We start from the raw sequence: 10,008 nt of genomic DNA, 5'->3' as shown, positions 1-10,008 counted from the left end.
ATGTGACCCTGAATGATGGGCGGCGGATTCATTCCGAGATTTTGCTCTACGCAGCGGGTCGGACGGGCAATATCGGCCTGTTAAACCTAGAGGCGGTGGGGATTGAAGTGGATAGCCGGGGGCGCTTGAAGGTTGACCCGAACACCTTCCAGACCGCTGCGCCGAACATCTATGCGGCGGGCGATGTGATTGGGTTCCCCTCGCTGGCCTCAACTTCGATGGAGCAAGGCCGGGTTGCGGCCTGTCATGCGTTCGGGATCAGCCTGCCGCCAGCGCCGGAAACTTTTCCCTATGGCATCTACGCGGTGCCGGAAATTTCCACCGTCGGGCTGTCGGAAGAACAGGTGCGAGCGCAGGGCATTGCCTATGAATGTGGGATCGCGCGTTTCCGCGAAACCTCACGCGGGCATATCATGGGGGTGGCCGCGGGCTTTCTGAAGCTGATTTTCGATATCAACACCCGGAGGTTGCTGGGGGCGCATATCGTTGGCGAAGGCGCTACCGAGCTGATCCATATCGGCCAAGCGGTGATCAACCTGCACGGCACGGTCGATTTCTTCGTGCAGAACACGTTTAATTATCCGACCTTGGCCGAGGCATATAAGGTGGCGGGTCTGGATGCGTGGAACCGGATGGGGCAAGCGCCGACGTGAATGGCGGGCCTGAATATCCCGGATATATAGCGCAGGCTTGAAACTTTGCCGCAGTCTTGCGATTACGGGCCCATGACACCAGACATTCTCTGCATCGGCTCCGTGCTGTGGGACATCATTGGCCGCTCATCCATCGCGATGCGGCTTGGCTCGGATGTGCCGGGGCGGATCACCCGGCTGCCGGGGGGTGTTGCGATGAATATCGCGATGACGCTGGCACGGTTTGGGCTGACCCCTGCCCTGCTTTCGGCTGTGGGTCAGGATGAGGAAGGCTTGGAGTTGATCGCCGCCTGTCAGCGGATGGGCATGGTGACTGATCACCTCTACCGATCAGAAGATTTGCCGACCGACCGCTATATGGCGATTGAGGGCGCGAATGGTCTGATCGCAGCGATTGCCGACGCGCATTCGCTGGAGGCTGCGGGCGATAAGATTTTGCGGCCCCTTGCAGATGGTCGGTTGGGATCGGAGGCTCATCCCTGGTCCGGTATGGTGGCTTTGGACGGCAATCTCACTGTTGCACTACTGTCCGAGATCGCTCATTCGCCGCTTTTTGCCCACGCTGATCTGCGCGTCGCCCCGGCCAGCCCCGGTAAGGCGGAGCGTCTGCTGCCGCTGCTCAACCACCCCACCGCGACGCTGTATGTGAACCTCGAAGAAGCCGGGTTGATCGGTCATGCCCGCTATGAAACCGCCGCTGATGCCGCCGAAGGCTTGCTGGCCCATGGTGCTGCGCAGGTTTTGGTGACGAATGGCGGCAAAGCTTGTGCCGAGGGTCGCAAAGGCGCGGGCGTGATTACCGCCGCCCCGCCGCCGGTGATGGTCACAAGGATTACCGGCGCGGGCGATACGTTTATGGCGGCGCATATCGTCGCCGACCGCCAAGGTTGCTCGCGTGAAGTGGCCCTCGCCGCCGCCCTGCAAGCCGCCGCAACTTATGTTTCAGGAGAACAACCGTCGTGAATGATTTGCTAACCTTTTCGCCCGAAGTAACCGCCGCCCACGCCGCTGGCACCGCTATTGTGGCGCTGGAATCCACCATCATCACGCATGGGATGCCGTTTCCGCAGAATGTTGAAGCCGCCCGTGCGGTTGAGGCTGAAATCCGGGCACATGGCGCGACGCCTGCGACGATTGCGGTGATGGGCGGGCGTATTCTGATCGGGCTGACCGATCAACAGCTGGACGCCTTGGGTCAAACCGAGCATGTCATGAAACTGAGCCGCGCTGATCTGGCTGCGTGCCTGACGGCTGGTAAAACCGGCGCTACCACGGTGGCCGCGACGATGATCTGTGCGCATCTGGCGGGGATTGATGTGTTCGCGACGGGCGGCATCGGTGGCGTGCATCGCGGGGCTGAAACCTCGTTTGATATTTCCGCCGATCTGCCGGAATTGGGCGAAACGGCGGTGACAGTGATTGCGGCGGGGGCGAAGGCCATTCTCGATTTGCCGAAAACGCTGGAATATTTGGAAACCAAAGGTGTGCCGGTGATCGCTTTCGGGCAGGATGCATTTCCGGCATTCTGGTCGCGGGACTCGGGGCTGAAAGCGCCGCTGCGGATGGATACGGCGGCTGAGATTGCGGCTTCGCAGCTGATGCGGACGCGGCTGGGTCTGCCGGGCGGGCAGTTGGTGGCCAATCCGATCCCGCTGACCGACGAGATTGCGCGTGAGGACATCAATCCGGCGATTGAGCAGGCTTTGAGCGAGGCAACGGCGCAGGGCATCGCTGCGAAGGAAGTCACGCCGTTCCTGCTGCAACGGATATTTGAGCTGACCGAGGGCCGCTCTCTGGCCTCCAATATTGCCCTTGTTTTGAACAACGCGCGGCTTGGGGCCGCGATTGCACGCGAAATCGTAGTGCAGCGAGGCTAAAGCATTGTGAACAAGCTGGCGGCTGCTTAGGTTGCCGACAAACGAGGAGCCTTCATGTCCGACCCTACCCCGCGCCGTTCGATGTTTGCTGGCTTCCGAGCCTCGTTTCTGACGGGGTTGGTGGTAGTGCTGCCGGTGGGGCTGACGATTTATGTCGTCTGGGGGGTGATCGGTTATATCGACGGCTGGATCCTGCCGCTGATCCCGTCCTATTACCAACCTGAGGCGATCTTGCACCGCAGCTTCGGGCCTGAGGTCGATTTCCCGGTGCGCGGCGTTGGCGTGCTGGTGTTTTTGGTGTTCACGGCGCTGGTCGGTTGGCTCGCACGCGGGCTGATTGGGCGGACGGTGATGCGGCAGGCCGAGACTGTGGTGGATCGGGTGCCGCTGGTGCGCTCGGTTTATTCGGGGCTGAAACAGATCACTGAGACGTTCTTTGCGAAATCGGAGAAAAGCTTCGAGCGCACCTGTTTGGTCGAGTTTCCGCGGGCTGGATATTGGGCTGTCGGGATGGTGGCGACGACTCCGAAGGGCGAGATTGCGGCGAAATTGCCGGGGAATACGCCGATGGTTGCGGTGTTTATTGGCCTCACCCCGATGACTTCGGGGATGCTTTTGTTCGTGCCGGAGCGGGACGTGATTTTCTTGGATATGAAGGCGGATGAGGCGGTGAAGATGATCGTCTCGGCTGGGTTGGTCTATCCGCAGCCGAGGGAAATCGTGGCGGCGGTGGCGGCGCGGTAGCTTTGTCCGCGTGTGGGCATGCTTATGCGTTGTGTGATTTCAATGAGTTAGCGGGGCTGTTAACTTGGCGTTAACCTCTATAGCGCCGTCCAGCCGCCATCGACCGAGATCGTGGTGCCGGTGACCTGATCGGCAAAGCTGGAGCATAGATAGACCGTAGTTCCGCCGATTTGCTCGACTGTGGCGAATTGGCGCGAGGGTTGGCGCAGCAGCATCACCTCGCGGATCACGGTGTCGCGGTCCATGTTATTCACCTTCATCTGACCCGGTATTTGCGCCTCTACCAAAGGTGTCAGCACATAGCCGGGGCAGATCGCGTTGCAGGTAATGCCCTGCCCTGCGGTCTCTAGCGCCACGGTTTTGCTTAGGCCCACCACCCCATGTTTGGCGGCGATATAGGCAGATTTGAACGGGCTGGCGGTCAGGCCATGCGCCGAGGCGATGTTGACGATGCGGCCCCAGCCGCGTGTGCGCATCCCCGGCAGGGCGGCGGCGGTGGTATGGAACGCCGAGGTCAGGTTGATCGCGATGATCTGATCCCATTTCTCGGTCGGAAACTCATCTATCGGGGCGACGAATTGGATGCCGGCGTTGTTCACCAAGATATCGCAACCGCCGGCTTTTTCGATCAACGCGCGGCAGTCGGCGCCTTTTGACATATCGGCGGCGATGTAAGTCACCTTAACGCCGTGACGAAGCGCAAGGTCGGCCGCGAGTGCGTGATCTTCGGCGCGGTCGGTGAAGCTGTTCAGGATGATCTCGGCCCCTGCACGGGCGAGTTCTTCCGCGACGCCCAAGCCGATGCCGGAGTTTGAGCCGGTGATTATGGCGCGTTTTCCGTTGAGCATGACAGCCTCCATGTTAGGCTTGCACGCTACATGCTGCATCTGCAAAGGGAAGCACAAAGCGCCAAAAAAAACGCCCGCACGAAGCGGGCGTTAAGTTATTGAGGCAGGTTTCATACAGGCAAGAAACCTATCGAGCAGTAGGTATCTTATAGCCCTGTTGGCGGCGGTCTCCAAGTTAAAAGTTTGAAAAGACAGGATTGCCCGCTTAGGTTGGGGGCCAGTGAATGCAGGCGTTGGGGGATTGTTGCCAGAATGAACCGGGATTATTTCGCGAATTTGCAGCGTTTGGGGCTGGGTCTGGCACTGATTTCAGCGAGCGTTTTGTGGGGGGGATTCGCGAGCGCAGAGCCTACTCACGGCATAGCTATGTATGGTGAGCCTGCTCTGCCACAGGATTTTGTGTCGCTGCCTTATGCCAACCCCGACGCGCCAAAGGGCGGCCGCATCGTGTTGGGCGAAAATGGCGGCTTTGATTCTATGAACCCTTTCATCCTCAAAGGTCAGGCACCGCGCGGCGTATCTTTGTATACGACAGAGACACTTCTGGGGCGTTCTTACGACGAACCTTTCACGCTTTACGGGATTTTAGCCGAATCGGTCGAGACGGATGAAGCCAGAACATACGTAGAATTTACCCTGCGTGATGGAACCCGATTCTCGGATGGCAGCCCGGTGACGGTGGAAGATGTGCTGTGGTCGTTCGAGACATTGGGAACGCTGGGCGCTCCGCGTTATGCCAAGGCTTATGCGTTGGTGTCGAAAGCTGAGCAGGTCGGTGACAGAAAAGTGAGGTTCACTTTCTCTGAGATCAACCGCGAGCTGCCGTTGCTGCTGGGGCTGCGGCCGATTTTGCAAAAGGCGCAGTGGCAGGGCAAGGATTTCGAGGCCACGACAATGGAGCCGCCGATCGGCTCTGGCCCCTATGTGGTCGATAAGTTCGAGGCTGGACGCTTTGTGAGTTACAAGAAAGATCCCGATTGGTGGGGCAAGGATCTGCCGTTCTACAGGAGTCAGCACAATCTCGATGAAATCCGGGTGGAGTATTTCGGCAACGCCGATGTGCATTTTGAGGCGTTCAAGGCGGGCGATCTGACCAGTTACCGTGAGGCCAATCCGGCAAAATGGTTGGTGAATTACAACTTCCCCAGCGTGAGCTCTGGCGATGTGGTGAAGTCTGAAATCCCGCATCACCGTCCCTCGGGGATCGACGGCTTTGTGTTCAACACCCGTAAGCCAATTTTCGCCGATTGGCGGGTGCGTGAGGCGTTGATTGACGTGTTCAACTTCGAGCAGGTCAACCAAACGCTGAACGGCAGTGCAGTGCCGCGAATCAGCAGCTATTACGGCAACTCGGATTTGGCGGGCGATGTGGGCAGCCCGGCGCAGGGCAAAGTGCTGGCGCTGTTGGAGCCGTTCAAGGCAGATTTGCCGCCCGGAGCGTTGGAGGGTTACGCCCTGCCCGTCGGCAATGCCAGCGGTGCCAATCGGGCGAATTTGCGCAAGGCAAACAAGCTGTTGGAAGAAGCCGGGTGGACCGTGCAGGATGGTGTGCTGAAAAACGCTGCCGGTGAGCCACTGGCGTTTGAGATTCTGCTGACCAATGGTGCGGATGATTATATCGCCGCCGCAAATATCTACATTGAGGCGCTGAAGCAGATCGGCGTGCAGGCCAAGCTGACCACGGTGGATCAGGCGCAATTTACCGAGCGCACCAATCTTTACGATTTTGACATGACGCAGCAGATCGTGGCGCTGTCGCTGTCGCCGGGGACGGAGCAGCTGCAATATTTTGGCTCGGTTGGGGTGACGCAGCCGGGGTCGCGGAATTGGGCGGGGATAAACTCGGGCGCGGTGGATGCGCTGGTGCAGGTGATGCTGTCGTCGAAAGATCGCGCGGATTTTGTGGCGGCGGTGCAGGCGTTGGACCGGGTTTTGACGACGGGGCGGTATTTCGTGCCGGTGTGGTATTCGGATATTGGCCGGATCGCCCATGCCAAGCAGTTGCATTTCCCACAGAAATTGCCAATTTACGGCGACTGGCCGGGGTTTCAGCCCGAGGTCTGGTGGTATCAGGAGTAAGTCATGCGCAAACTGATGATGATTTTGGCGCTAGGCGCGCTGGCGGGCTGTGCCACGGTTGACGGTGTTGGCCGTGATATGTCAGCGGGCGCGCAGACGGTGGGCGGTTGGTTTAACTAGGTTTGCTTGGATTGGTTGGTTTTGAGGGCGGCTGGTGAGCCGTCCTTTGTTAATGGTGTCAAAGCATTGTAGGGCGACGTTAAGGTGATCGTGGGGCTGGCGGGTGTGCGGGTTCGCGCAGGCGTATCACGGTGACGGAACAGGCGGCTTCGGCGACGACTTTGGCCGAAACCGAGCCCAGATAGCGCCGAGCAGTAGAATGGCCGCGTGCGCCCATCAGGATGTGATCGACGCGGGCGGTTTCGGCGTGGTCGATGATGGCGGACGCCGGGTCGGTAGACTCTAAGATGGTGTAGGTCAGGCGATCGTCGGTCAGATCAATGCCCTCAGCCCAAGTTTTAAGGCCGACGAGGCGGGAGACGTGCAGGTTTGTGCCAGCGGCATCGGTGGTGGGATCAATGCCAAGCCGGGCGGTTTTTATGACGTTGACGCAAGCGACGCGGGCATCGGGGCGGTTGACCAACATGCGTTTGATTTGCAGGTAGATCGCTTGGGAAAGCGGTTCCATTTCGGGCGAGAGATCGACGGCGACCAGCAGGATCGGGGCGCGCTCCATTTGGGCGGCGACCGAGGGCGGGGCTGCGAAGGCTTTCAGGCTGCGCATCTGACGCCAGCGGTGAAACACGGTAAGCGCGCCGTCGCGTTGAAGTTTATGGGCGCGCGGGGTCAGGCGGATTTGCATCGGGTTGGCGAGATCGAAGATCATCTGGGCGGCGGATTGGTAGCGGTTGGCGGGATTGACTTCGAGCGCGCGTAAGGTTATTTCCTGCAGCCATTCCGGGATGTCGGCGCGGATGGCGCGCGGTGGCACGGGGTCGCGCCAGAGGCGTTGTTTGACGCCGGACAGCTTTTCGGGCTGACCGAACGGCATTTTACCGGTGGCCAACTCATAGATCATCGCACCCAAAGCAAACAGATCAGAGCGCAGATCGCCGCGTTGGCGCAGGTATTGCTCGGGCGCGATATAGGGGAAAGTGCCCATCGGGATGGTGAATTCTTCGGCCAGAAGATCGGGGAGTTGGTCGTGGCGCGACAGGCCGTAATCGATCAGCACCATCTCTCCGCTCGGGCGTTGCAGGAAGTTGTCGGGCTTCAGGTCAAGGTGGATGACGTGTTGGCGGTGGATGTCATGGACGGCTTCGGCCATGCGGGCGGCGAGTTCGATCACCTCGGCCACGGGCCTAGGCGCGCGTTTGGAGTGTTGTAACATTGAGGCACCGGGGATGCGTTCGGTGACGATATAAGGCATCACCGCGAAGTCGCCCTGCCCGATCACCCGTGGCACATGCACGCCGGACAGGCGCGGCATGATCATCTGCTCAACCTCAAAGCCGACGATGGTTGGGCCGTCGTAACCGTCTAGTATCGTCGGGACTTTCATCACCATTGGAGTGCGATACAAAGCGTGCGTCACATCCCAGATCGTCGCGAAACCGCCTTTGTGCAGCTGCTGTCCCAACGTGAAGCCGTTGATCTCTAGCCCCGGATGCGGACGTAACGCCATTCAGATCCCCTTCATCAGACGCTGCGCCAGCGCCTCTGGCAGCCCCGCCTCGCGCGATTTGCGCGCTGTGGTGGTGGCATCATAGCCGACACGGCGGAAGGTCAATTCGTTCAAGTCGCGGTCGAGGATAGCGTAACTCGCCAAAGTGGTGCCATCGCGCGGCTGACCGACAGAACCGATCACGCCCAGCCAGCGCCGCGATTGAAGCAAAGGCATCGGGTTCCCGGGAGCGATGTCGAGATGGCTGACGCGGCCCGCCAGATCGCAGCTATAAAGGGCGGCGCGGTGGACATGGCCGCAAAAGATCAGCCGGGCATCGCAAACGAGGAAGCTTGGGCGGGCGGTGGATTCAGAGTTCACGTAGAGCCAGTCGGCTGGATCGTTGGCCGAGGCGTGGACGAACAGCGTGTCGCCGTCTTGCACCTCTAGCGGCAGCTCGGAGAGGAACAGTTTTTGCCGCGCATTCAGGCGGTTGACCGTCCAGTCGATCACCCGGCGGGCGTTGGCGTTCAGGATTTTGTCCGACACGCCAATGGCGCGGTCATGGTTACCGCGCAGGGCGATCGCTCCCTTGGCGACAAGGGATTCGACCTGATCAATGCACCAACCGGGATCGGGGCCGTAGCCTACGATATCGCCAAGGAACACCAGCCTGTCGATTTGGCGCTGCGAGAGGTCAGCCAACACCGCCTCAAACGCCTCACGATTGGCGTGGATGTCGGTCAGCAAGGCCAGACGCATCAGCTTCTCCCCTCCCCGCCCTCCAGCGAAGATGCGCCACAGTGATATGGGTTAGCGGGTAGGGTCAAGGGAGGGCGAGGGTTTGGCTTGCCAGATTTGGCCGCAGACAAATCTGGCCGCGCCTGCCTGCCCTCGGCAGGCGCGAAATGCGCCAGCCCAGTCAGGCGCGGCCAGATCACAGCACGACGGTTTTTGGTTCGAGCCCCTTGCTCAACGGCTTTCAGCCTTATGAGCAACGAACCGGAAAACTCTGCCCCGCAGAGTTTTCTTTCGGTCCGGGTGCGCCACATTGGTGTTCCGCCTTAGTGGGAGCGCCTCACTGGACCTCGCAAATTCTTGCAATGTGGCGCCCCGCTCAAGTCAGCGATGTCACCCACAAAATCGTCGCATCATCTTCCGACAGGCTGATCACGTTATGGCCCATCGAGGCATCGTAATACGCGCTGTCGCCGCGGCGCAGATCGACGGGTTCGTAAAACTCGGTGTAAAGCCGGATAACCCCGGTCAGCACATAGAGAAATTCCTCGCCCTCATGGCGCACCCAGCCGTCGAAATCTTCCATTGCGCGGGCGCGCACGATGGTGCGGTAAGGCAGCATTTGCTTTTTGCTTAAGGAACCTGCCAGCAATTCATGCTCGTAAGTGGTGGTGGCATGGGCCTGCCCCTCGCCGGATTTCGTCACCACAATGCGTCCCGACACCTGCGGCGCTTGCGCGGGCGTGAACAGTTGCGGCACCGAGATCGCCATGCCTTGCGCGAGTTTCTTCAGCGCATCATAGGTCGGCGACATCTGACCGTTCTCGATCTTCGACAGGGTCGAGCGCGCAAGACCCGCCTGCACCGAGGCTTGTTCCAGCGTCCAGCCCTTTGCCTTGCGGAGTTCGCGCACCCTTATGCCCAAATCCAGCGGCTCGGGCACGGTTTGGCCCGGCTCGTGCGCCATCTCGCGGGCAATACGGATCATGCGTTTGGGGTCGCTGGACATGGCTTTCCCATACGGCATGGCCCGCGTTCATGCAACCAGTGGCACGCTGCTATGCGTGGTTTGGGCGTTGCGTGAAGGTGAGGATGCGGCTATTCGGCTTGACCATCCTGCTGGCAAGGTCAAAAGGTGGGGCAACCCCTATTAGCGCCGGAGCTTTGCGATGATCCGTCTTGATATTTTCTCTGATCCGGTTTGCCCGTGGTGTCTGATCGGCAAAGCCCATCTCGACCGCGCTTTGGAGGCCCATGCCGACCATCCGTTTGTGATTGCGTGGCATCCGTTTCAGTTGAACCCGGATATGCCGCCTGAGGGCGTTGAAAAGCGGGCGTATCTGGCGAAGCGTCTGGGTGGTGAGGCTAAGGTTGATGCCATCCATGATCGGCTGCGCCAGATTGCCAAGGAAGCCGGGGTGGCGATGGACCCCGACAAGCCCGAGATGCTGCCGAACACGATTAAC

12 protein-coding genes are annotated in these 10,008 nt (G+C 60.0%); 8 read left to right on the top strand and 4 right to left on the bottom strand.

Features of this window, described 5'->3' with window-relative positions:
- The 4 genes from JWS10_RS01445 to JWS10_RS01430 all read left to right on the top strand — a co-directional run.
- Positions 1–653, top strand: a 653-nt coding sequence (locus JWS10_RS01445) for an FAD-dependent oxidoreductase (protein ID WP_299504078.1), incomplete at its 5' end; no start/stop codon positions are given.
- A gap of 72 nt (positions 654–725) precedes the next feature.
- Positions 726–1,616, top strand: a complete 891-nt coding sequence (locus tag JWS10_RS01440; protein ID WP_299504076.1) for a PfkB family carbohydrate kinase — start codon at positions 726–728, stop codon at positions 1,614–1,616.
- Complete coding sequence (locus tag JWS10_RS01435; RefSeq protein ID WP_299504074.1) at positions 1,613–2,530, top strand: pseudouridine-5'-phosphate glycosidase; 918 nt, start codon at positions 1,613–1,615, stop codon at positions 2,528–2,530. The genes JWS10_RS01440 and JWS10_RS01435 overlap by 4 nt, the downstream gene beginning before the upstream one ends.
- A gap of 54 nt (positions 2,531–2,584) precedes the next feature.
- Positions 2,585–3,274, top strand: a complete 690-nt coding sequence (locus JWS10_RS01430) for a DUF502 domain-containing protein (protein WP_299504072.1) — start codon at positions 2,585–2,587, stop codon at positions 3,272–3,274.
- 77 nt (positions 3,275–3,351) lie between these two features.
- Here the strand turns inward: JWS10_RS01430 and JWS10_RS01425 are convergent, their stop codons facing one another.
- Positions 3,352–4,122 (bottom strand): 3-hydroxybutyrate dehydrogenase, encoded by a 771-nt coding sequence (locus tag JWS10_RS01425; RefSeq protein WP_299504070.1) that lies wholly within the window; start codon positions 4,120–4,122, stop codon positions 3,352–3,354.
- A gap of 252 nt (positions 4,123–4,374) precedes the next feature.
- Here JWS10_RS01425 and JWS10_RS01420 point away from each other — a divergent pair, with 252 nt between their 5' ends.
- Both JWS10_RS01420 and JWS10_RS01415 read left to right on the top strand, forming a co-directional pair.
- The gene (locus JWS10_RS01420; RefSeq protein WP_299504068.1) at positions 4,375–6,201 is read left to right on the top strand and encodes an extracellular solute-binding protein; all 1,827 of its coding nucleotides are present in this window, start codon (positions 4,375–4,377) and stop codon (positions 6,199–6,201) included.
- 3 nt (positions 6,202–6,204) lie between these two features.
- Positions 6,205–6,321, top strand: coding sequence for an entericidin EcnA/B family protein (locus tag JWS10_RS01415; protein ID WP_299477052.1), 117 nt, complete (start codon positions 6,205–6,207; stop codon positions 6,319–6,321).
- 79 nt (positions 6,322–6,400) lie between these two features.
- On the opposite strand, the gene JWS10_RS01410 is transcribed toward JWS10_RS01415, so the two are convergent.
- The 3 genes from JWS10_RS01410 to JWS10_RS01400 form a co-directional block, all read right to left on the bottom strand.
- Entirely contained in the window at positions 6,401–7,825 is a 1,425-nt protein-coding gene (locus tag JWS10_RS01410; RefSeq protein WP_299504067.1) for a bifunctional serine/threonine-protein kinase/universal stress protein, read from the bottom strand.
- The gene (locus tag JWS10_RS01405; RefSeq protein ID WP_299504065.1) at positions 7,826–8,566 is read right to left on the bottom strand and encodes a metallophosphoesterase family protein; all 741 of its coding nucleotides are present in this window, start codon (positions 8,564–8,566) and stop codon (positions 7,826–7,828) included.
- 355 nt (positions 8,567–8,921) lie between these two features.
- Entirely contained in the window at positions 8,922–9,530 is a 609-nt protein-coding gene (locus tag JWS10_RS01400) for an XRE family transcriptional regulator (RefSeq protein WP_299477077.1), read from the bottom strand.
- Between the two features lie 19 nt (positions 9,531–9,549).
- On the opposite strand from JWS10_RS01400, the gene JWS10_RS01395 reads away from it, so the two are divergent.
- Together JWS10_RS01395 and JWS10_RS01390 are read left to right on the top strand one after the other, a co-directional pair.
- Complete coding sequence (locus JWS10_RS01395) at positions 9,550–9,696, top strand: hypothetical protein (protein WP_299477044.1); 147 nt, start codon at positions 9,550–9,552, stop codon at positions 9,694–9,696.
- 15 nt (positions 9,697–9,711) lie between these two features.
- Positions 9,712–10,008 (top strand): DsbA family protein (locus JWS10_RS01390; protein ID WP_299504063.1); only part of this gene is annotated, 297 nt, incomplete at its 3' end.

It is taken from the genome of Cypionkella sp. (assembly GCF_028290025.1).
Lineage (GTDB): Bacteria > Pseudomonadota > Alphaproteobacteria > Rhodobacterales > Rhodobacteraceae > Cypionkella.
Note: the sequence above shows the minus strand (reverse complement) of the source record. Positions and strands in the feature narration are given on the sequence as shown.

Coding starts and splice junctions, on each gene's coding strand:
- JWS10_RS01425 (WP_299504070.1), bottom strand. CDS start 4,122: ATGCTCAACGGAAAACGCGCCATAATCACCGGCTCAAACTCCGGCATC.
- JWS10_RS01405 (WP_299504065.1), bottom strand. CDS start 8,566: ATGCGTCTGGCCTTGCTGACCGACATCCACGCCAATCGTGAGGCGTTT.
- JWS10_RS01415 (WP_299477052.1), top strand. CDS start 6,205: ATGCGCAAACTGATGATGATTTTGGCGCTAGGCGCGCTGGCGGGCTGT.
- JWS10_RS01400 (WP_299477077.1), bottom strand. CDS start 9,530: ATGATCCGTATTGCCCGCGAGATGGCGCACGAGCCGGGCCAAACCGTG.
- JWS10_RS01395 (WP_299477044.1), top strand. CDS start 9,550: ATGGCTTTCCCATACGGCATGGCCCGCGTTCATGCAACCAGTGGCACG.
- JWS10_RS01420 (WP_299504068.1), top strand. CDS start 4,375: ATGAACCGGGATTATTTCGCGAATTTGCAGCGTTTGGGGCTGGGTCTG.
- JWS10_RS01440 (WP_299504076.1), top strand. CDS start 726: ATGACACCAGACATTCTCTGCATCGGCTCCGTGCTGTGGGACATCATT.
- JWS10_RS01410 (WP_299504067.1), bottom strand. CDS start 7,825: ATGGCGTTACGTCCGCATCCGGGGCTAGAGATCAACGGCTTCACGTTG.
- JWS10_RS01430 (WP_299504072.1), top strand. CDS start 2,585: ATGTCCGACCCTACCCCGCGCCGTTCGATGTTTGCTGGCTTCCGAGCC.